The organism is Parabacteroides sp. Marseille-P3160, from assembly GCF_900162725.1.
Lineage (GTDB): Bacteria > Bacteroidota > Bacteroidia > Bacteroidales > Tannerellaceae > Marseille-P3160.
The window spans coordinates 2,520,063-2,543,693 of the sequence record NZ_LT799418.1 but is presented as its reverse complement, the minus strand read 5'-3'; the positions used below and the strand labels follow the sequence as shown (position 1 = coordinate 2,543,693).

At 37.7% G+C, this 23,631-nt stretch carries 15 protein-coding genes and 1 pseudogene; 1 reads left to right on the top strand and 15 read right to left on the bottom strand.

Going from position 1 to position 23,631, the window contains the following annotated elements; genetic code table 11:
• Positions 1-131: 131 nt before the first annotated feature.
• Positions 132-1,403, top strand: coding sequence for a DNA recombination protein RmuC (locus BQ8014_RS10075; RefSeq protein WP_080904226.1), 1,272 nt, complete (start codon positions 132-134; stop codon positions 1,401-1,403).
• 222 nt (positions 1,404-1,625) lie between these two features.
• Here BQ8014_RS10075 and BQ8014_RS19190 read toward each other — a convergent pair whose 3' ends face one another.
• The 15 genes and pseudogenes from BQ8014_RS19190 to BQ8014_RS10000 all read right to left on the bottom strand — a co-directional run bounded on the left by BQ8014_RS19190 (position 1,626) and on the right by BQ8014_RS10000 (position 23,598).
• Positions 1,626-1,817, bottom strand: a complete 192-nt coding sequence (locus BQ8014_RS19190; protein ID WP_139785111.1) for a hypothetical protein — start codon at positions 1,815-1,817, stop codon at positions 1,626-1,628.
• Between the two features lie 516 nt (positions 1,818-2,333).
• Entirely contained in the window at positions 2,334-3,713 is a 1,380-nt protein-coding gene (locus BQ8014_RS10065) for an FAD-dependent oxidoreductase (protein ID WP_080904224.1), read from the bottom strand.
• 16 nt (positions 3,714-3,729) lie between these two features.
• Entirely contained in the window at positions 3,730-5,208 is a 1,479-nt protein-coding gene (locus tag BQ8014_RS10060; protein WP_080904223.1) for a RagB/SusD family nutrient uptake outer membrane protein, read from the bottom strand.
• An 11-nt stretch (positions 5,209-5,219) separates the two neighbouring features.
• Positions 5,220-5,498: a hypothetical protein gene (locus tag BQ8014_RS19710; RefSeq protein ID WP_234998022.1), complete on the bottom strand. Its 279-nt coding sequence runs from the start codon at positions 5,496-5,498 to the stop codon at positions 5,220-5,222.
• A gap of 57 nt (positions 5,499-5,555) precedes the next feature.
• Positions 5,556-8,582 carry a TonB-dependent receptor gene (locus tag BQ8014_RS10055; protein WP_234998021.1) on the bottom strand — a complete coding sequence of 1,009 codons (3,027 nt, stop codon included), beginning with the start codon at positions 8,580-8,582 and terminating at the stop codon, positions 5,556-5,558.
• A 134-nt stretch (positions 8,583-8,716) separates the two neighbouring features.
• Positions 8,717-9,646 (bottom strand): FecR family protein, encoded by a 930-nt coding sequence (locus BQ8014_RS10050; RefSeq protein WP_080904222.1) that lies wholly within the window; start codon positions 9,644-9,646, stop codon positions 8,717-8,719.
• A gap of 85 nt (positions 9,647-9,731) precedes the next feature.
• Positions 9,732-10,304, bottom strand: coding sequence for an RNA polymerase sigma-70 factor (locus BQ8014_RS10045; protein WP_080904221.1), 573 nt, complete (start codon positions 10,302-10,304; stop codon positions 9,732-9,734).
• Between the two features lie 291 nt (positions 10,305-10,595).
• Entirely contained in the window at positions 10,596-11,765 is a 1,170-nt protein-coding gene (locus BQ8014_RS10040) for an ATP-binding protein (protein WP_080904220.1), read from the bottom strand.
• A gap of 431 nt (positions 11,766-12,196) precedes the next feature.
• Entirely contained in the window at positions 12,197-13,201 is a 1,005-nt protein-coding gene (locus tag BQ8014_RS10035) for a family 43 glycosylhydrolase (RefSeq protein WP_080904219.1), read from the bottom strand.
• A gap of 167 nt (positions 13,202-13,368) precedes the next feature.
• The gene (locus BQ8014_RS10030) at positions 13,369-14,910 is read right to left on the bottom strand and encodes a hypothetical protein (protein ID WP_080904218.1); all 1,542 of its coding nucleotides are present in this window, start codon (positions 14,908-14,910) and stop codon (positions 13,369-13,371) included.
• A 74-nt stretch (positions 14,911-14,984) separates the two neighbouring features.
• The gene (locus tag BQ8014_RS10025) at positions 14,985-15,263 is read right to left on the bottom strand and encodes a hypothetical protein (protein ID WP_139785110.1); all 279 of its coding nucleotides are present in this window, start codon (positions 15,261-15,263) and stop codon (positions 14,985-14,987) included.
• 36 nt (positions 15,264-15,299) lie between these two features.
• Positions 15,300-17,063: a RagB/SusD family nutrient uptake outer membrane protein gene (locus BQ8014_RS10020; RefSeq protein WP_080904216.1), complete on the bottom strand. Its 1,764-nt coding sequence runs from the start codon at positions 17,061-17,063 to the stop codon at positions 15,300-15,302.
• A gap of 14 nt (positions 17,064-17,077) precedes the next feature.
• Positions 17,078-18,820 (bottom strand): annotated as a pseudogene (locus BQ8014_RS10015) (SusC/RagA family TonB-linked outer membrane protein); the annotation flags it as partial.
• Positions 18,821-18,907: 87 nt separating this feature from the next.
• Positions 18,908-22,432, bottom strand: coding sequence for a SusC/RagA family TonB-linked outer membrane protein (locus BQ8014_RS10005; RefSeq protein ID WP_234998020.1), 3,525 nt, complete (start codon positions 22,430-22,432; stop codon positions 18,908-18,910).
• A 170-nt stretch (positions 22,433-22,602) separates the two neighbouring features.
• The gene (locus tag BQ8014_RS10000) at positions 22,603-23,598 is read right to left on the bottom strand and encodes a FecR family protein (protein WP_080905915.1); all 996 of its coding nucleotides are present in this window, start codon (positions 23,596-23,598) and stop codon (positions 22,603-22,605) included.
• Positions 23,599-23,631 lie beyond the last annotated feature (33 nt).

Sequence of the window (23,631 nt, the reverse complement as noted above, 5' to 3'; positions counted from 1 at the left end):
TTTATATTCTATTTGTTCTTTATAAGTAAAACAAGGAGCAGAAAAGATTGTTTGAAGTTAAATGAAGTTTAACATCTTTTATAGGCAGAAGAATTTGGGAGAACTCTATCTTTGACAAAAAGTATGTAAAAATGGATTATTTTATACTTGCGATTCTCCTCATCATCCTGATTCTTCAAATTATCTTCCGTCCGAAAAACAATAAGACAAGTTATGAATTGAAACAAGCGATCGACAATTTGCAACATTCTCTGGAACGGATTGAAAAAGGGCTCAAGGAAGATTTCCGTATTAATCGCGAAGAAAGCCGGGCTATGACGAAGGATAACCGTGAAGAATTGTCCCGCACTCTCCGCTCTTTCCAAGAATCCTTCGAACGTTCTGTCCAATCGATGAACGAACTCCAACGGTTGAATTTCCGGAGTATGGATGAAAAGCAGCGGATGCTGATCGAACATACAGAAAAGCGGCTGGAGGAAATCCGGGCCACCGTTGACGAAAAGTTGCAGAAAACACTGAACGAACGGATCGGACAGTCTTTCCGCCTGGTCACCGAACAGTTGGAGAACGTACAGAAAGGTTTGGGCGAAATGCAAAACCTTGCACAGGATGTAGGCGGATTGAAACGGGTGCTGAGCAATGTGAAGACGCGCGGAAATATCGGGGAAATCCAATTGGGTATGTTGCTGGAACAACTGCTTGCCCCGGAACAGTATGAGACGAATGTCCGGACAAAAGCGGGAGGCAGCGACTTCGTCGAATTTGCCGTCAAACTGCCCGGAAGGGAAAACACGAACGACTTTGTCTACCTGCCGATTGACGCCAAATTCCCGAAAGACATATATGAACAATTGCAAGACGCCTATGATGCGGGCAATCCACCAGCCATCGATGCCGCCGGCCGCCAGTTAGAAAATACCATCAAAAAGATGGCAAAGGATATCTCCGACAAATATCTGAACCCGCCGGCGACTACCGATTTCGGTATCCTCTTCCTTCCCTTCGAAAGCATTTATGCCGAAGTCATTCGCCGTTCCTCTCTACTGGAAGAGCTGCAACGTACCTATAAAGTTGTCGTAACAGGCCCCACCACCCTGGCAGCGATCTTGAACAGCCTTCAAATGGGGTTCCGCACACTGGCCATCCAAAAACATTCGGGCGAAGTCTGGCGGATACTGGGCGCCGTGAAGAAAGAGTTCGAGAAAGTGGGCGGTATGCTAGAGAAAGCGCAAAAGAATCTGCAGATCGCCAGCGGACAAATAGATGAAGTATTAGGCACACGCACACGGGCTATCCAGCGCAAACTGAAAGATGTCGACTCGCTGAATGACCTCGAGGCACGCTCTATGATGCCAGAAATCGGTGATATCGAAGAAGATACGGATCAAAGTATTAACAAATAATTGCTCATAGATCCAAGAAAGCCTTCCCGTGGTATTCAATCCGAAAACCCGTATCGGGAAAAGGAAATAGAATGCCGATATTAATAATTAAAGCCGAAATACCACAAGGGAATGATATTCTTATAACCGTACTCGATATCGTCTTTCACGACACATGCGTTTTCAAGATTCAATATTTGTTTTTGCCCCTTGCCTTTTCCGCCCACTTCAAATGTGTTACCTTCAATTTCGAAATCCGCCTCTGGGGATAAAGTCACCATATTGGCAACCCGCATTTGCGAAAGAAAGGTACAGCTTGATGTGTTGCAGCAGCATAGTTGTTTTCTCCACACCACGGGAACCTACCATCCCTACCATCTGCGCCGACCAGTCGATGTCGTCATACAGGTAACGAACGTACGATGTATCCGTCAATTGGAGTAACCTCCGGAAGAGTTCAAAGAATTATTCCATCTGAATTCAAACTTAAAATTGAGAATAAAGGTATAAAAAGCACTGTTTTATTTTTGCAATGTGATTTTATATTTTTCAATTGGCTTTCCATAAAAAAAAGCCGACAATCTTAGAGGGCCAGTATAATTTACCAAACATACGAAAAAGAGGAACTTGCAACCCCTCCTTCCTATTTCCGTATCTCAATATATTCCGAAGGCCTGACCTTCTGTAAATAAAAAGATTATGGAAATCCATATGAAGATGCCTCCTATTGCTTGAAAAATGCATGGAAACACTCCAAAGTATGTCTGATAAAATATTAGCTAATATTCTTATAATTAGCATATTGGTGCGAATAGCGAATCAACCGCAGGATTTCCCCTACTCTCTCTCGGTCAATGAAAAGAAGAAATAAGATAATGAAATTGTCATAGTTCAAAGAGGCCATCTCAATGTCAGATGGCCTCTTTTTTGCTTAAAAAGTACAGCTAGCAGTTACAGAAAATATTGATTTTCTTCTTTCAGTCGCTTCCTTAAATAATGGACATCAATCTTATGCACATCATTATCAGATTGTTTAATTGCATGTTGGGCAGCCATACCTGCAGCTTCACCTGTAACCAGGCAAGGTGGCATAACCCGCAAACTGCCAAATGCTTCTTCATCCGTAGAAATACATCTTCCGGCAGTTAATACATTTTTCAGTCCTTTGGGAGTCAGGCATCGGTACGGAATCCCATGGGATTCTCCCTTCTTATAATGAATTGATTTGTGCCCGGCTTTATGCACATCAAGATAATAACTATTCCGACCAATTTCATCTTCAAAAGTTCTTCGCTGAAGCCAATCATCTACGGTAAAAATATAATCACCTTCAATTCGCCGGCTATCTCGCACACCTAACAAACTTCCGGTTTTGACAATAAAAGCACTTCCGAATGTTTTAGGTTGTAGATCCTTCATGGCCTGAAGATACTGTTGAGCAATATTTCTTCCTTTAATCATTGCCTCAGATACAGCCCAAGGGTCTGTACTATCCATATTCACAATATGCCCTGCATTAAACTGAACAACATTCGGACCTATTAAATTATTACAGAAATGAGAATCAATCAAAGGATATTTACCTGATTTAACAGCTTCATGTATCGGACTATTGGCATTACCTCCATGGAGCGTTGGTCCGTTTACATAGTTATAGGTATCAACATTAGCAAAAGAGAAACAGAGCGTGGAACTCTGAACAACTCCGTTCTCATCTCCTTTTTTAAATGTAGCACCTGCCCATGCAGCCAAATCACCATCTCCGGTGGCATCAATATAAACTTTCGCTTTAAATGCGGTTAACCCGGATTTATTAGCAATGACCAAAGCATCTACCGTATCATTAGCTTTCATTTTGACGGAAGCTAAGCGTGAGAAAAAAAGAACTTTTACTCCTGCTTCCGTAACCATCTGATCATAAACAGTCATTAAATATTCGGGATTTATACTTACCCAGTCTAAGCGGTCTTTTTTCTCATGGGCAACACCCTTTTTTGACTCTATGAAAATTTTCTCTGCCAAACCTCGGTAAATTATTTTTTCTCCATCGGAGAAAGGACACCACGCTGGAATCATACCTGTAGTTCCCATTCCTCCCAGTTGACCCATTCCTTCAATCAGTAACGTTTTTGCACCTTCCCTTGCAGCAGAGATTGCGGCAGTACAACCACCCGGCCCTCCACCAACTACAATAACGTCCCATCCATCCTCTACCTTAATTGAGGATTTTGGAAGAGTATATCCACTAGTCTTATTAATAGCAGGAAGACTTGATACAGTAGATACTAATCCTAAAGCACCCATGTTTTTTATAAAATTCCTTCTTCTCATAAATTCAAACTGTTTTTTACCATCCCGGATTTTGTTCCATTAATTTATTTGCATCTAATTCTGTAATAGGAATAGGAAGGAGATAGTGTTTCTCTTCAATTACAGACCCGATTGTTGGATTCTGTTTCATCATGGCTTCTTTCAATTTATTTGTTCGTAGCAAGTCAAACCGACGTTGTCCTTCAAATGCAAATTCTTTCCGGCGTTCTAATAAAATGACGTCTAAAAAAACATCTTTGGTCAATCCGAAAGGGATATCAATCTCGGAAGTTTCATTCATATCTTTCCCAAAACCTCTCCTCCTTACCGTATTTAGTAAGTTGTATGCTTCCTTATCTCCCGGATTTATCGCATTAAGTGCCTCCGCCCGCATCAAAAGTATATCTGAATAACGTATTATAGGATAATTATTCTCACTACTACCTACGCTGGCATCGACTGATAAATCCTGATATTTATTTACATAACAAGGAAAGATTATGCTTGCCGGAATATTAGTATATTCACTCCTATTATATAACTTAATATTTACATTTTTCCTTAAATCCCCTGTTTCATAACAATCGTAATGATCTTTCGTTACGGGATTGTCCCCATATCCAGTCCATCCGTTAATTTTCAAAAAAGGTGGACGAAAATAACCACTATAATAACTTCCACTGACAGTAGGTGTATTTCTCTTATATTGAATTTCAAAGATGGATTCTTTCCCATTTTCTTTTTCTACATCAAAGTTATCTGCATAATTATTCCAAAGGCTATATCCCATAGACATTACCTCTTCTGTTTTTTCAATCACTTTTTGATAATTTTTCTGCGTCAAGTAGACTTTTGCTAAAAGTCCTTTAGCTGCACCTTTAGTCGCTCTTCCCAAATAATCCGCCGGAATATCTTTTTTATCAGGAAGTGATGTTTCTGCATCTGACAAGTCATTGATAATTTGCGTATAACATTCTTCCAAGGTATTTCTCGAAACATCTAATCCCTCAAGACTTACAGTCTCTTTTAGGATTAAAGGTACTCCTCCATAAATTCGAACCAAATTAAAATAAGCAAGTCCCCGTAAAAATTTTGCTTCTCCTATAATTCTTTTTTGAGAAGACTCCGATATCATTTCCAAGCTCATTTTCTGAACATTCTCTATTGTAAAATTAGCCCGATTAATGGTGGAATAATGTCTATTCCAAACAGCATAGACCAAATTAGTACTTTCATTAAACTGGAACTTATCCAATGCATTCTTGTCCAAATTTTGGGTACTACGGCCTTCTCCCCACTCGGCATCATCGGTACCCTGAGACTGCAATACTTCCGAAAATTGGTTGTATATATCATTATGCTGAAACCCGGCATAGACACCAATAACTGCAGCATCGGCATCGGCCGTCGATTGGAAAAAAGTTTCCGGATTTAAATTAGATTCCGGTGCCAAATCCATATCGACACAAGAGACAAAGGCTATTAATATTAAAATTACATATATCATTTTTTTCATACTAGTAGAAATTAAAAGTTAATATTTAAACCAAACATCACAGATTTAGCAAGAGGATAAGAAAATGAATCATACCCTGCCCCCAAATTATCTTGGCCATATCTACTAACTTCAGGGTTAATGCCTGAATAATTTGTAATTGTAAAAAAGTTCTGTAAAGAAGCATACAGTCTAAATGTGGAAATATATTTAGCCGCAGACAAAAACTTAGATGGCACATTATATCCCAATGTGATATTTTGAAATCTCAAATACGAGCCATCCTCAATATATTGGCTAGAAACTCTCATCGTAGTCTTTGATCTTAACATTCTCGGGAGATTTCCTGTTTGATATTCCGGCGTCCATCAGTTAATTGTAGCTGCAGACATATTTCCAACACCTTGCATATTTTCCAACAGCACCCTTGTTCCATTATATATATCATTTCCATAATTAAAGATCACGTTGACGTTCAAATCAAAATTTTTATAGGAAAAATCATTGGTAAAACCTCCAAAAAATTCAGGTTGAGCATTCCCTATGGTTGTTCTGTCCAAATCATTGATCGTATTATCCGGAACGCCATCCGGTCCACTTAGATCTTTATATTTAATATCTCCCGGAGCAGCATTAGGCTGTGCAGAAGAAGCAATATCATCAGAAGTACTAAAAAGGCCATCGAAAACATATCCGTAAAATGTACCTAAAGGTTTGCCAACCTGAATAATTCTACCTAATTGGATACCAGAATCCTCATGCGAGGGTTGAGCAGGAAAAATAGAAGGTAGTCCTCCTAAATTCAGTACTTTGTTCTTATTAAAAGTTATATTGAAATTAGTAGTCCAGACAAACTCTTTAGCTAAAGGAGTCGCATTAACAGACAATTCTATTCCCTTATTCTCTACTTGACCAATATTTTTTAGTCCTGTGGTAAAACCTGATGAAGATGGAATCGTAACATTCAACAACAAATCGCTCGTTTTCTTATAATATAAATCAAAAACAAAGTTCAATCGATTATTAAAAAAGCCAATATCTACTCCTCCATTATATTGGGCCGTCGACTCCCATTTTAAATTAGTATTTGCGACCTGAGAAGGATAATATCCTGTTATCTTTTTCCCATTTACAGGATAACCTAACGATCCAAGTAAACTAAATGCCGGATAAGTCCCAATACCATCTTGATTACCTGTAATCCCCAAGCTAATACGAGGTTTCAGATTGCTGAAAATACTCCATTCTTTAACAAAAGGCTCTTCTGAAGCTCTCCATGACAAGGCTGCTGAAGGGAAATGCCCCCATCTGTTATTTTTCCCAAAACGAGACGACCCATCTGCCCGAAAAGACATTGTCAATAAATATTTAGAGTCAAAAGTGTAATTAACACGTCCCAAATAGGAATTTAAAGCCCACTTAATGACAGAAGAAGATGGAGCTGAATAGGTTGTTCCAGACGCAAGATTATTCATTTCCAAGATATCATTCAAATAACCGTACGAACCGGCAGAAAGAGCATTATCATTAGATGACTGTTGTGTAAAACCGATTAACCCCGTAAGATTGTGTTTTCCCCACGTATTTGTGTAGGTAAGAATGTTTTCATTAATCCACATAAGTGAATTATTTGAATTTTTAGTTGCGGTACCTCCTTGCACACGTCCGCTTTGGACCGTATTAGGGTTATAAATGTCGCTCGTTGTATATATTATATCAATACCGAATGATGAACGTAACTTTAAATTTTTAAGAAGAGCCCACTCGGCAAAGACATTATTTAAAGTTCGAAACTGAGATCTCCTGTCTACTCTATCTTTTATTATAGCTACAGGATTGTCAAACACAGCATCCGCACCATATTGATAAGTATACTCTCCGTCACTATCTATTACTGGCACATTAGGGGGAACTCCCAAACGATTCCCAAGAGTAGCAAGCCCGCTTCTATTGTTATCGACTTTTGTCATAGTCAGATTAAGGCCTAAGTTGATACTGGATGAAACCTTATGATTTAAGTTTGTCCTAAAAGAGTACTTTTTCATATCAGTCGATTTAATAATACCTTCCTGATCAAAATAATTGAATGAAGTCAGAAAAGTCGTATTTTCATTTCCTCCGGAAAGAGAAAGTTGATAATTTTGTACTAAAGCATTCTCATTTGCAGTCAACTTTTGCCAATCCGTTGTTGCAGGAGTTACACTTTCATCATAAAGTGGTTGTCCACCCGCATTAACAAGGGCCTCATTCGATAAACGTTCAAATGTGGGAGCATCTAAAAGTTTGTATTCTTTAGCTGTATTCTGAATATTTAGATAAGATTCGAAGGAAACAGTCGTTTTACCGCTTTTCCCACTTTTCGTCGTAATGATGATAACTCCATTGGCTCCTCTGGATCCATAGATAGCTGTTGAAGAAGCATCTTTCAAGACTTCTATAGATGCAATATCAGAAGTAGGGATAGAATTCAAAGGATTCAAAGCCGTCTGATTATTATCTGTGCTCGGATAAACAGGAACTCCATCAATGATATACAGCGGTTCATTTCCTCCGGAAATAGAATTACCTCCACGGATCCGAACAGACGAACCAGAGCCAGGCATACCTGAGCTTTGTACCATATAAAGCCCTGCACTTCGTCCTTGCAACATCTGATCAACAGATTTAACAGAAACTCCTTTTATTTTATTAACTTCTATGCTGCTTATAGAACCTGTCAAATCACTTTTCTTCACCGTACCATAACCAATAACGACTACTTCATCTAAAGTTCTCAGATCTTCCTGCAGTGTTACAGAAAAAGAAAATTGATTAAATACTGATACTTCCTGGGGATTATATCCGATGTAAGAAACAGCAATGATGGCATCTTCGGGTACTTCCATGTGGAAGCGTCCGTCCATATCAGTAATGATTCCGTTAGTAGTACCCTTTTCCACGACATTTGCGCCGATAATGGGCTCTCCGTTGACATCCTTTACAACCCCTGTAATTTTCTTTCGGGCTTGTTGCTTAACTTCAGAACTGTTTTTTCTAGAGAGTACAATATTGACGCCTTCCACAGAATAGGTCAAATCCGTATTTTTTAAAAGTTCATTCAGAACCTCCCGTACTGGTCTGTTATTCGCTTTAACAGAAACCTTTTGTTCCAAATCGACATTCAGGTTTGAGATAAAGAGATAGTCCGTTTGGTGTTCAATTTCCTCTAAAACCTCTTTAAGAATAGCTTTCGATTTACTCAAATTTACCCGTGCATTTTGAGAGGTCGCATTTTCAGCAAAAACAAAGCTGGTAAATAATAGTAATAGACAAATTGTTAATCTCATAATTCTAACTATATGGAGACTACCATTGCTTTTAGGCAATGCCATCCCCGACATAAAAATGTTTTTCATATCTTTGTATTGACTTTTAGTGAATAAGTATGTTTTTATAAATGTACTTTTCCGAATCGGTAGATGTTAGCGCATTTACCGATTCCCTTTTACGACTGAATTAGATTATTTCATAGGCATTCGTATTTATTCGGTTAATTAATATAGATTACGTTGGAATCTTTTTTACGTTCATATGTAAAATGAAAATCATTTTGTAAGACACGTAAAGCATGATCAATACCGTCAGCAATCCGCAGTTTTCCCTGATATCCTAAATTCTTTACTTGATGATTACGTATAATAATCTCCAAATCATAATATTTTTCAAACAGATGCATTATTTCATCAAACGAATTATTCTCGAGAATAATCAATCCATCTTTCCAACGAGAACTATTCGTATTGGCCGGTTTTATTTGGAACACTTTGCCGGTTAGCTCTGCAGCTTCTCCAGGATTCAGGTAAACACAGTCAGACTTCTCTTCATCGGCATAAATTTTCACTTTTCCTGTAAACAAAGAGACTTTAAATGCTGTCTTTTTTGCATAAGCCTCCACATTGAAGGTGGTTCCTAAAACTTCGATGCTGCGATTACCTGTTTTTACAATAAATGCTTTTTTATCATCTTTTACCACCTCAAAATAGGCTTCCCCGTCTAATTCTACCGTCCGTTTCTTTCCTGAGAACAAATTGGGATAAGAAAGGGTCGTATTCGAGTTTAGCCAAACTAAAGAACCATCCGGTAAAGTGACAGAGGTGCGGCTTCCGGCAGGTACATTGATATGTTGGAAAGAGTCATCCGAATTATTAGAATGGTAAAGATTAAACAGATAGCTACTGCCAATCAGAAGAAGAACGGCTGCAACCGCTTTAGATAGAGTCCAGAGAAACCTCTTTTTACTATTTTGCCGCTGGATTTGGATTTCATTTTCATCAATAAAAAGAGAGGCATCAAAACGTATCCGTTCATTGATGAATTGTTTTTCATTTTTCTCATCCTCCTCCAACCATTGGCGGATTCTTTCTTTCTCTTCTCCGGAACACTCTCCTTGAAAATAACGAATTAACATATAACGATCCATACCCTTGCTCTTAATTTAGAAAATCGGAATCTCAAATTAGGTTCTATAATAAGAGCAACTGAAGCTATGAAAATCCTAACCTTTTTTAGAATATTTTTTCCAATAAAATCAGAAGCAAGGGCAAATAATCTTTTAAATCATTATATAACAAATCATTGGCTTTATTGATATGGTAATCGATTTTTTGTAAAGAAACGTTCATCTCGGCTGCAATTTCCTTACGTGATTTGTTTTGAAACCGGTTTTGGATAAAGATCTCTTGTGTTTTCCGAGGTAATTTTTTCAGAGAAGAAGATATAATATCCATAATATCTTTGGTAAATATCTTTGAATAGTCAACATCTTCAAGCGTCATGATACGGGCCTTGATTTCCCATTCATATAACTCAACATATCGTTTACTATAATCATTCTCCACTCGCAAGTGTTTCAAATAATTCAAAGATTTATTCCGGATAGTCAATAATAGATACCCTAAGACATCTGTATCCAAAGGGATATTCTCTTTGTTTTCCCAATAATATAGGATCGCATCATGAGTCATATCTTCAGCTATCTGTTGATTATTTACATAATAAAAAGCATAACGGACAAACCTTTTATAATACGTATTATAAAACTGTCCGAAATTTAATTCTGGGTTAACATCAAGAGACATGCTATATAGTATTAGAATTATATTACACGTTATCACTATCAAACAAAATTAAATATAAATTCCCAATACTATTGATTTTAATAAAATAAATCATCCGTTTATAAATTACCAAGCAGGAATTACTTCTATCATCTGTCCATCCTACACATAGTCATCTGCCTGATTATAAGTAACAATATCTGTTCTAGCTGTGTATCAATAACCAACTGAATGGTTTGACACATGTCCGGAATCTTCCCAGGGTATTCAATCCAAAAACCCGTACCGGGAAAAGGAAACAGGATGCTGATATTAATAATTAAAGCCGAAATGCCACAAGGGAATGATATTCTTATAACCGTACTCGATATCGTCTTTCACGACATATGCGTTTTCAAGATCCAATATTTGTTTTTGCCCCTTACCTTTTCCGCCCACTTCAAATGTGTTACCTTCAATTTCGAAATCCGCCTTTGGGGGTAAAGTCACCGTATTGGCAACCCGCATTTGCGAAAGAAAGAATGTCTCACGGATGTTGCCTGTATTTGGGTTGCCTTCCGCCAACGCATAAACCAGGTTCGTATTGTCAAGATACATTTTTTCCACTTTACCCAGCAGGCGGACTCCACCCGTATTGTTACGCAACATGGAAACGATTCCCGCCCGTTCGAGATAATACAGGAAGTCCGTGATTTGATTGCGGTGCACGTCTATCATTTGCCCGATTTTGGTAAAATTGGGTTTGAACGGCACACTTTGGGAGATAATATAGAGCAATTGGCGGATTTTCTTTGCTGAAGCCACATTCATGCCTGCATATACCGGTATATCATTCTCTACGGTCAGGTTGACAATATTCCGCAAGCGTTGGTCGTATCCGGGATCGTTGAAAAACGGGTAATACCCCTTCATCAAATATTCGCGGAACAAAGGCAGCGGATGTTCCACGTCGGGAAGTTCCACCCTGTTCATCAGGATGTCCTGCAAAGAATAAGCCGGCAACTTCGTACTGCGTGACAGGTTCAGATATTCCCGGAAAGAAAGCCCCGGCATGAAATGACTCAATACCCGGCGGCTCAGGTCGGCATTCCCCTTATAGATATCAAGAATGGAAGAACCAGTAAAGACAACCTGAAGGTCGGGGTAATAGTCATACATCATTTTCAGTTCTTTCGCCCATTCGGAATACTTATGTACTTCATCGATGAAAAGATGTTTGCCACCGTTCTTGTAGAAAGAGGAAGCGAGGTCGAAGAGCCTGTGTTCCGCAAAATAAAGGTCGTCGGCATTGACAAAAAGCGTATCATCGGGGGAGAGGTACAGCTTGATGTGTTGCAGCAGCATAGTTGTTTTCCCCACACCACGGGGACCTACTATCCCTACCATCCGCGCCGACCAGTCGATGTCGTCATGCAGGTAACGAACGTACGATGTATCCGTCAATTGGAGTAACCTCCGGAAGAGTTCAAACAATTGTTCCATCTGAATTCAAATTTAGAATTGAGAGTAAAGATATAAAAACGCCAAATAAAAACAGCGTTTTTTGCAAAAAACGCTGTTTTATTTTTGCAATCATGGTGATTTTATCTTTTCAATTGACTTTCCATGAGAAAAAGCCAACAATCTTAGAGAGTCAGCATAATTTACCAAACATACGAAAAAGAGGAGCTTGCAACCCCTCCCTTTGTTTTGTGTTGCAGGTTAACATTGCACTTGCAAGCATTATAAGAATAATTTTCTTCATGTTTATTTATTTGATAAATTCTGATGAATAACCAATAGTCTGATTATTTGGAATCCTATATTCCGACATCGGTAATATTAAAAAAGAGAAACCTTCGAATTATTAAAATTCTATCAACAGTTTCCGATGGTTTCCGATTAGCAAATATTTTGTTCGAAACAACAAGTTTTTATTTCAGATAGGGTTTCCCATCTCTCCAGAAAACCTCGACTTTTGAAATATACCAAGTCTTCCCATGATCATTATTTCCCTGATAGAATAAATAAGTACGCCCGTCCAAATCCGTAAAAAGATGCGGGTGACCGGATTCACTTGAATTCCACTCACCGGGCTTCCCATTATGCAAAAACGGTTCTTCGGACAATCTCGTCCAATGGATACCGTCCTTACTTTCAGCGACTCCTATTTGCTGGGGAGCATTATTGTAAGCCCCTGCATAAAACATATACAATGTATCCCCCTTCCGGGCAATGGAAGCGCCTTCCACACATTCGCCTTCCCAAGGATAAATCGGATAAAGAATAGAAGAATCGGCGACTTGCGTCCAATCACCCCGGCTAAAATCAGTAGACAACGGAGCCGTAGCGACTCCCTGCATCTGTATCTTAAAGTCCTTATCCCGCGTAGCAAAATAGAGAAAATAACGCCCTTTAAACTCACAAACCTCCGCATCGATCGCACGTCCGCATGTCCAATCGCCCGTAGGATGGAAAATGGGATTCGTCGGATTACGCTCAAAATGGATGCCATCCGAAGATACTGCATGGCAAATAGCATCTTTAGGTCCATTTCCATAAGTTTGATAAAATAAATGCACTTTCCCGTCCTTCACAAGGGCCCCGGGAGCGCAAAGTCCCTTTCGTTCATAATCAGCGCCCGGGGCAGGAGTGATCTCTCCTACCTTCGCCCAGTTCGTCAGATCCCGGCTCTCGGCAATCCCGATATTCCAACCGGAAGCAGGATCGTCTTTCAACGGAGGAATAGAATAATACATCAGATACCTTCCTTTGAAATTCACCACATGCGGATCTTTTGAAAAAGGAACCCCTATACGGGAAGTATCGCCGAACATCATCCGGGAAGACTGTCCAATCAATGAAGGCGAAATAACAAGACCTATAGACAACAATAAAAGCACGTATATTCTTTTTTTTAAATCATTAGAAGTTTTCATTATTTATATTTTTCATATTTACCTTCCACTACCTATTTCACTGCTTCCCAATAACCTAATCCGTACAATAAAAAGGTTCTCTTTTCTTCCATTTTTACAATGATAAACAAAGATACTTAAATTATAAAATGGAAATGAACCTGAAAAACATTTTATATAACAACAAATCATTTTTCAATAAGTAAAACCGGATTCTCATTTATATTATAATCAATTAAATGATAATGTCTATCTTTGGATGGAGTTCTCATAAAAGATCCATTACCCCGTAAATCGCTGATAATAGGATTAAGTGAACATCCAACATTTGGTCTCAAAAATAAAACACATCTATTATTTTTGATAACATACCCTATTTGAAACGAAAGATTGTCCTTGTTAGGGCCAATAATATTACTGTTAATTAAAGTCACTTTATTTCCATTAAACTTCAGGTCCAATTCAACCGAACATTCATCCGAAAGATCAAGTCTTAACATACTAAGTGAAGAAGAAGCTATTAACGCACCCAAGGCATGCCATTCTACATCAAAATAATTCTGACTCATAAAAACCAAATCATCATTCACCTTATTCCTTATTCCCTGCAAGAGAGAAGCGTCATAAGGGTTCAACAGGTAAGGCCTTTTTACCACATTATTTATAAAAGTAAAATCTTCCTTCGTATCATCGCTTATAATTAAGGGATTAACATCAAATATCTCATAGCCTACCTTCGTCGTTTCAAATATTGAGTTGGATATTCTAACCTGAAAAGGTACCGTAGACTCATTATCTTTATGAATAAAAGAACTTCCGAAATTTTCTAAATATGAAAAATGAATATTTTTATCTATTATGAGAGTAGGGCTTTTGTCAGACGATACAACAATTGACTTGTCTACTGTATCGAAATATATTTCATGCAGGATAAAAAAGCCACTACTTTCAATTCTAATTCCTTCAGTAGAGAGGAAATTATTTGAATTAAGGTTAAGTCCTCCTGTTGTAACTTGAGCAAGTATATGAACATTATTCAAAATATGACCTGCAGATTTAGTAACTATAGCATACTTCGTACCATAGATAAATGTATTGGAGATTTTTATATCATGGCAAGAGTGATCAATATATATCCCATAAACTTCTTCATTAGATGATATACCTTGTATTGTTACATTATCTATTTTCGTATCGGAGCTGCCGGTTCCTTTAAAATCATCAGTTACATGAATCCTGATATGGGTTTTATGACCTTTAAACAAGCTGATAGATCTTAATGAGACCAACTGCTTTAAACCATTAACAATTATTCCATTGTCTGCATTGGAACAATCAAACATACCACCTTCAATATAAGAAAAACGTCTATAGCTCCTATCCGGAGTACTCATCTCAGAATAACCTATTTTCAACAAAGCTTCTAGTTGTTTATCGCTTTTGATTAATGCATTTTTATCAAAGATTATATTGACATTTTTGGTATAATCATAAGGTAATATTATCGCTTCGGAAAGGTTATAAGTCCCTGCAGGGAAATAGAGCGTCTTACCAAAAGATTTTCTAACTAGATTATTTAATTCTGGTCCAATAATCGAACCATCATTTTTTACTCCAAATTTTACTACAGAAATAATAGTATTTGTTTTATCGTCATTCTGTGCATACAACAAAAACAATAAAGGAGCAAAATATAAAACGAATATGCAATAATATATTTTTTTTACCATACTATATAATTTTTCCCAATCAAAGCCTGATCGGATAACTAATTAAAAAATAAGCAGATTATTATATAAGAAATTTACGTTTGAGGCATTAAACGCACTTTTATCAAAGTCCTTTCTTTAGCTCCAAGAGTAAAAGTAAAACCGACTCGCAAAGTTCCATCATTGCGTTCATCATAATAATATTCCGGTTCATTAGACCATATATGCATTTTTATATTTTTAGGAGCATCAACAATAAGATGTAAAATTTTTCCATTCTGTGACAATTCAATAATATTTTCCTTCAATACTTTTGCAGAAGCAGGAGTACACATTGTCCATTGTATAAAAAGATGATGCCTTTTGAAAAACATACAAATACATTTTCTCCAGGCATCACCTCATATTTTCTAATTATTCCATCCTGTTGTTTGAATAATATTTGAATTCATTTCACACTCAGTAGCAGGTATTGGCCATGTAGCAACGTAATCACCTAAATATAAATAGGAATAAACCAATGTACCCCATACTTCTTTTAATCCGCCACTTTCAGTAAATTTCTTTTCTTTCCATGTACCCCACCTTATTTCATCAAAATAAGTAACGCCTTCAGCCGCAAATTCCCATCTTCTTTCATTTTGAATACGTTCTCTTAAATTGGCTTGATCAGCAACAAGAGTATAGGAATTACTATTTAGTAAGGCAACGCCTGCTCTCTGTCGAACCAGATTCACATATTGAATAGCTTCACTGGTCTTTCCTTCCTCATTCAAAGCTTCTGCTAAGCCAAGAAGAACATCCGCATAACGAATAATTGGAATATCAATTGGCGAACGATCGCGTGCTGGCATTTCGGAAATACCTTCTGCAACAAATTTTCTAAACAGATAATGGTATTTAGTATTTGTATCCGAGCGCAAATCATACGGTTCAGCAGCATCAGATCCTCTATACGGCCATCTTAAGGTATAAATATGTTCCACTCCGGAAGGTGCTCCTAAATAAGTAGAATACGGTGTAATAATAGTTGCTGCCAAACGAGGGTCACGTCCATTATAAGCAGCTAAAATACGTTCTTCATTTCCTCCTGATAAATATTTATCCATATCAGAACCATAAACTTTCATTTTTGTGATTTCACTTTCTGATAGACCATCTCTTAAGAAATATACTGATCGAGCAACAGGTGTCATTTCATTATAACCAGGAATCAGATTATTCCAATCAAACGGTCTCCCGTCTTTCCATTCATAAGTATCAACAAAATCCGTGCTGGGATAATAGTCATTCCAGCAAGACCCAAATGTAGTTCTTGATCCCATTTTGAAACTCAAGTTATTCCCATATCCCGACTGATCTGTACATTGGACCGAAAAGATCATTTCCTTAGACTGTTCATTTTCTTCTTTAAACAGAGCCTTGTAATCCCCTTCAAAAAGAGAAAATCCGAAGTCGCCTACACGTTTAAAATCATCGGTTGCCTTACTGTAATTCTTTTGCCATAAATACACTTTACCTCTTAATGCATAGGCTGCACCTTTGGTAATACGTCCAAAACTTGAATTGCCCGATTCATAACGTTCAGGAAGATTCGCTTCATTTACACAATCTGTCAAATCAGAAAGTACACTTTCCCATATTTTTTCCTCGGTTTCACGTCCTTTTGTACATTCATCCAATTCTACCGGTTCAAGATAGAGAGGTACTCCCCTATATAACATGTTCAATTTATAATAAAAAAATGCACGCAAAAATTTACATTCTGCAATCAATCTTTTCTTCTTTCCCTCATCCATATTGGGAACATCCGACAGATGAGCAATAGCATCGTTTGCCCTATGTATACCTTCATAGTGTTGTTTCCAACAATCTGAATACATCGTCGAACTAGGGGTTGCATTTCCTATCAAATTCGGCCATGTGGAACTCCAATTACCTCTCGAATCTGTAGAGGTTGCCATACAATCATAATCATTTGGATTAAAGGCTACATATTCATAATGTAACGCATTATATACTCCTAAAACACCCATGTCCGCTAAACTTTCCGAGGTCCACATACTACCTGAACTTACAGAGTCATACGGTATCGTATCTAATAAATCTCCACGACAGCTATTTAGGGAGATCAATGAAATTATGATCCAACAGATATTTATTAATCGTTTCATCTTACAAGTTTTAATTAAAATGTGATATTGGCACCAAATGAAATTTGTTTAATCGAGGTATACCCTGGAGATGCTCCTAATTCCGGATCTTGTCCGGGGAAAGACGTTATTGTAAATAAATTCTCTCCAGAAAAATAAAGTCGTATAGACTGCGTAAGGACTCTTTTAGCAATAACTGAAGGAAGTGTATAACCTACTGTTAAATTCTTCAATTTCAAATAATCCCCGCTATATAAAAATAAACTACTTTGTTGTGCATTTTGTGACGAACTCTCATTACAGGTCAAACGCGGATATTTTGCATACAGATTTGTTCTTTCATCATTTGGATTGGCCGGATCATAAAAATAATGATTATAGGCCACGTCTTTCATTAGTCCATACCCAATACGCGTTCCGGTAGAATTATATCCAACTACTGGTCCCCAAAGTAAATCAAAGCCAGCAGCTCCGGCCCAATTCATAGAGACATCTATATTCTTATAGCTTGCGCCCATTTGCAAACCGAAATTAAACTTGGGGAGACTGGATGAGCCCATAAAATTGCTATCATATGAGTTTCCATAAATGCCATCGCCATTTGAATCCGCATAAATATAATCTCCATACCAAATTTTACTTTTATTGATTGTTTGATTCGGATAAAAATTATAACCTGCAGCAACCATTGCAGTTAACCAACTCATATCTTCTTCTGTTCGTATCATACCATCTTTAGGACCTCCAGCAATATTAACTGAACCATCCGCATTAAAATGAGATCCATTCCCGCTATATGGCTTTAATAAATAATATTCATTCATCGTTTTTCCTTCTACTACACGTGTCGCACTTCCTGTAGAAACATCACCAATATTTGTTTTGTAGGTTTTTTCTCCATTTTCGCCAACAACCCAACCTGCCTCATAAGTACCTTTATACTTTGAAACCTCATTCTTGTTATAAGCTAAATTCCCTTTTATAAAATAATCAACAGCTCCCTTTCTGTCACTCCAACCTATTGTAGTTTCAATTCCTCTATTTTTCACTTCCGCTATATTTTTGTATGGCGCAGTTTTAACACCCATTGTTAAATAAATAGAAGGTTGATATAATATTCCATCAGTAAGCTTGTGATAAGCATCTAATTCTACAGTTAATCTATTATGTAACATTAACATGTCTAACCCTATATTCGTAATGGCTGTGGATTCCCACTGAAGTAGAGAATTCGCAATAGAATTAGCTGCTAATGCAGAAACGGCTGTTCCTCCCAAGGAATAATTAACGGAATTGTATGTTGCCTGATAAGCATAATTTCCAACACTGTTATTTCCTAATTTTCCCCATGAAGCACGCAGTTTTAAATTATCTAGCCAAGAACGGCTTCCATCCATAAATGCTTCTTCAGAAATACGCCATGCACCTGAGAAAGAAGGGAAAACGCCAAAGCGATTAGACTTATCAAAGCGAGAAGAACCGTCATATCTCAAATTTGCTTCAAATAAGTAACGTTGCTTGTATGCATAATTTAATCTGCCAAAAAACGAACGGGTAGAATAATCAGATGCACTACCACCAATCGAAACCATTTCTGTAGCTGCATTAGGGACTGTAAGAGAAGGATCGATCAGTCCTTTCTTGGTAGCATTATTGCTATACGAGTAGTAATAAAATTCTTCGTGACCCGCTAATGCCTCAAACGAATGATCCTCATTTAATAATTTACTATAATTTACTAAATTTTGAATTGTCCAAGACCAATTTCCATTTGTGGAAAAAGAAGTGGTTAAATTCGCAGGNGGAGATCAATGAAATTATGATCCAACAGATATTTATTAATCGTTTCATCTTACAAGTTTTAATTAAAATGTGATATTGGCACCAAATGAAATTTGTTTAATCGAGGTATACCCTGGAGATGCTCCTAATTCCGGATCTTGTCCGGGGAAAGACGTTATTGTAAATAAATTCTCTCCAGAAAAATAAAGTCGTATAGACTGCGTAAGGACTCTTTTAGCAATAACTGAAGGAAGTGTATAACCTACTGTTAAATTCTTCAATTTCAAATAATCCCCGCTATATAAAAATAAACTACTTTGTTGTGCATTTTGTGACGAACTCTCATTACAGGTCAAACGCGGATATTTTGCATACAGATTTGTTCTTTCATCATTTGGATTGGCCGGATCATAAAAATAATGATTATAGGCCACGTCTTTCATTAGTCCATACCCAATACGCGTTCCGGTAGAATTATATCCAACTACTGGTCCCCAAAGTAAATCAAAGCCAGCAGCTCCGGCCCAATTCATAGAGACATCTATATTCTTATAGCTTGCGCCCATTTGCAAACCGAAATTAAACTTGGGGAGACTGGATGAGCCCATAAAATTGCTATCATATGAGTTTCCATAAATGCCATCGCCATTTGAATCCGCATAAATATAATCTCCATACCAAATTTTACTTTTATTGATTGTTTGATTCGGATAAAAATTATAACCTGCAGCAACCATTGCAGTTAACCAACTCATATCTTCTTCTGTTCGTATCATACCATCTTTAGGACCTCCAGCAATATTAACTGAACCATCCGCATTAAAATGAGATCCATTCCCGCTATATGGCTTTAATAAATAATATTCATTCATCGTTTTTCCTTCTACTACACGTGTCGCACTTCCTGTAGAAACATCACCAATATTTGTTTTGTAGGTTTTTTCTCCATTTTCGCCAACAACCCAACCTGCCTCATAAGTACCTTTATACTTTGAAACCTCATTCTTGTTATAAGCTAAATTCCCTTTTATAAAATAATCAACAGCTCCCTTTCTGTCACTCCAACCTATTGTAGTTTCAATTCCTCTATTTTTCACTTCCGCTATATTTTTGTATGGCGCAGTTTTAACACCCATTGTTAAATAAATAGAAGGTTGATATAATATTCCATCAGTAAGCTTGTGATAAGCATCTAATTCTACAGTTAATCTATTATGTAACATTAACATGTCTAACCCTATATTCGTAATGGCTGTGGATTCCCACTGAAGTAGAGAATTCGCAATAGAATTAGCTGCTAATGCAGAAACGGCTGTTCCTCCCAAGGAATAATTAACGGAATTGTATGTTGCCTGATAAGCATAATTTCCAACACTGTTATTTCCTAATTTTCCCCATGAAGCACGCAGTTTTAAATTATCTAGCCAAGAACGGCTTCCATCCATAAATGCTTCTTCAGAAATACGCCATGCACCTGAGAAAGAAGGGAAAACGCCAAAGCGATTAGACTTATCAAAGCGAGAAGAACCGTCATATCTCAAATTTGCTTCAAATAAGTAACGTTGCTTGTATGCATAATTTAATCTGCCAAAAAACGAACGGGTAGAATAATCAGATGCACTACCACCAATCGAAACCATTTCTGTAGCTGCATTAGGGACTGTAAGAGAAGGATCGATCAGTCCTTTCTTGGTAGCATTATTGCTATACGAGTAGTAATAAAATTCTTCGTGACCCGCTAATGCCTCAAACGAATGATCCTCATTTAATAATTTACTATAATTTACTAAATTTTGAATTGTCCAAGACCAATTTCCATTTGTGGAAAAAGAAGTGGTTAAATTCGCAGGAAGAGTTGCAGGGCTTTTTACAGTTCCATCACTAAAACTCACCCGATCAGCGGGAGTAGACCAACTCCTCTTTTCAATCCATTGGCGGTTATAATTTAAATTAAAGCTATAAGTAAAATCATTCAAGAATTTCATCTTGGAATACAAGGTTGTATTTATTTGAGAATTTTGATTTGTCCCATTGGCCGTATTAAGCACATATAAAAGATTATTTGCAGTCGCACTCTCTTCTGATGCTTCAGGCCAACCGTATACTCCATTATATATAGGGGTCACCCCCGGAGTCGTCAGGTTAAGATAATTATTTGCTCCTGAGAAATCTCCGGGTTCTTTATCTTGTAGAGAAGCATAAGTTCTGTTCCCTATATTTAACCAGTCTGTCACTTTCACATCAACATTCGATCGGAAAGAATATCTTTTGATTCCAGTTTTATCAACTAATCCTGGATTATCCAAATAGCCTGCAGAGACTAAGAATGAAACTTTGTTAGTACTCCCATTTAAGGATATGTTGTGTTCATTCATCAAATTACTTTTGAACAATACTTTCTGCCAATCAGTATTAGGATACGCTATATAATTCGGATAGCCGAATTCATTAATGCCATTACTATCCTTTTCTTTTTCACGCCATAAATCAATTGTAGTTTGCTGGAAATTGATAGCTTGTCCTATATTAGTTAGAGACTCGTTCATCCATTCCATGTAATCTGCATAATTAGTTACTTGGTCAATTAAATTAGTAGGGCTTGAGAAAGATAATCTAGCGCTATAAGAGACATTTATTTTATCTTGGTTCCCTTTTTTAGTCGTAACAAGCACTACTCCATTTGCTGCGCGCGAACCGTAAATTGCTGATGATGCCGCATCTTTTAAGATGGAAATACTTTCTACATCCGTTGGATTTACTGCATCTAAAGACCCTTCTATCCCATCAACAATAATTAGAGGATCGCTATTATTTAAAGTCCCGACCCCCCGAACTCGAATAGTAGCGCCATCACTTCCCGGATTTCCAGATGACTGGCGAACTTGCACTCCTGCACTTAACCCAGATAGTGCAGAAGAAATATTTGTAATGGGTCTGGACAAAGCTTGTTTGTCAAAATTAATAATAGCGATCGAACCCGTTAGATTGACCTTTTTCTGTGTTCCATATCCAACAACGACAACTTCCTCCAAAGCCTTCGTATTTTCCGATAGAATAATTTCAATCTCATTTTTTTCTTTGGTTGAAACTTCTTGCATATTATATCCAATATAAGTCACAGCCAAAATAGCATTGGAAGAAACTTCCAATTGGAAGCGTCCCTCTATATCCGTGATTATTCCATTGGTTGTGCCTTTTTCTACTACATTCGCTCCGATGATAGGCTCTCCTTTGTCGTCTTTCACAACTCCGGTAATCCTTCTCCTCGAAGATAGAACATTGACTTGCTTTCGGATAATAATATGCCCGTTGGCAAATGTGGCCACACTGTTTGTTCCTGTCAAAAGCTGGTCTATCACATTTTTCACATTCGATCTTTTCGGAATATTTTGCAAAACTTGCGAATCGTTTATTTCCGATACATTGTAATCTATGAACAGTCCGGTTTGTTGCTCGATTTGCTTGAAGGCGGATTTTAAGGTTAAATTATTTCCCGACAATTGCACCGGCTGTTGTTGGGCGGATAATAACGAACTGATGAACAAAAAAATCCCCATATAAATAAGTAACGGGCGGGGTTTTCCCGTTTTTACGTGTATTAGATCCATAAAGTTTTTATCTTTGTATGTTTGATAATTGAATATTTATTATTTATCAACGTATTACGTTGCTTTACTCAAAAAAAGTATCATTCGATTTCAAATGCCGGGAAGAGGGATTTTAGCAGTTTCTTATCTTTCCGGCTTTCTTTTGTACATGGTTTTCGCCCTCCTCTGCTTTAGTTTATAAATACGACATTATCTTTTACTTTATAATTCAATCCGACTAACTGTTGCAAGATGTTTAAGACATCAATCAAGGATTCTCCAGGAGCAAATTTGACATTATAATAAGCTCCCGCATATTTCTGCGCATTGTAGTGGATCACAATATTAAACTTCCGTTCCAAAGAGGCCATCAATTGGCTAAACGAGGTGTTTTCAAATATCAAATAACCGCTGCGCTCCATACCGTATAAGGCGGCATCAACCGTTTGTATCTTGACGGTCTGATCCTGGCGGGAGTAAAGCAATTGGTCGTTAGGTCTCAGAATGGATGAGGAAGGCGATGCTCCTTTCGTATCGACCCGGACACTCCCCTCTTCCAAAGTCGTCTTCGTATACAAACCGTTCGGATAGGATTCGACGGTAAAAAGCGTACCTAAGGCCTCCACGTCTAAGTGAGTTGTTTTTACAATGAATGGTTGCTCTTTGTTTTTTTGCACTTTGAAGGAGGCTTCCCCGTTCAGGTAAACCGTACGGGTGTCCATATGCGTAAAATCTTTCGGATAGACAAGCAGCGAACCGGCGTCCACCCAAACCTGCGAACCGTCAGGTAAAGTTAACAGCTTGCTTTCCCCGTAGGGAACAAACAACTCTGCCATCTCTACGGGTCGCGCCGGTTTCAAACGATCCGTCAGCCAGAAAGTTGTGCCGGCCGTCAACAGCATCAATGCCGCCACAGCGGTATATTTCATCCATCGGCGATACAAAGGAAGGGTACGTCCTTGAACGGATTCGCTCTGCAACTGTTTTTGTAAGGCGTTCCAATCGGCATAAGTCGTATCGGTCACTTCCTTAGGGGATTGCTCCCATAGTTCTTGCAAGGCTTCCGTTTTTTCTTCTTTTTCATCATCTGCACGTAGCCAACGGGCAAACAGGATTCGTCCGTACCGAGAAAAATGTTTTCCGAAATAAAGTCCTATGATTCGTTTGATATTGTTGTGTTCCTCCATAAAATATCCGCTCTTTATAAAGGAGTCGGTGAA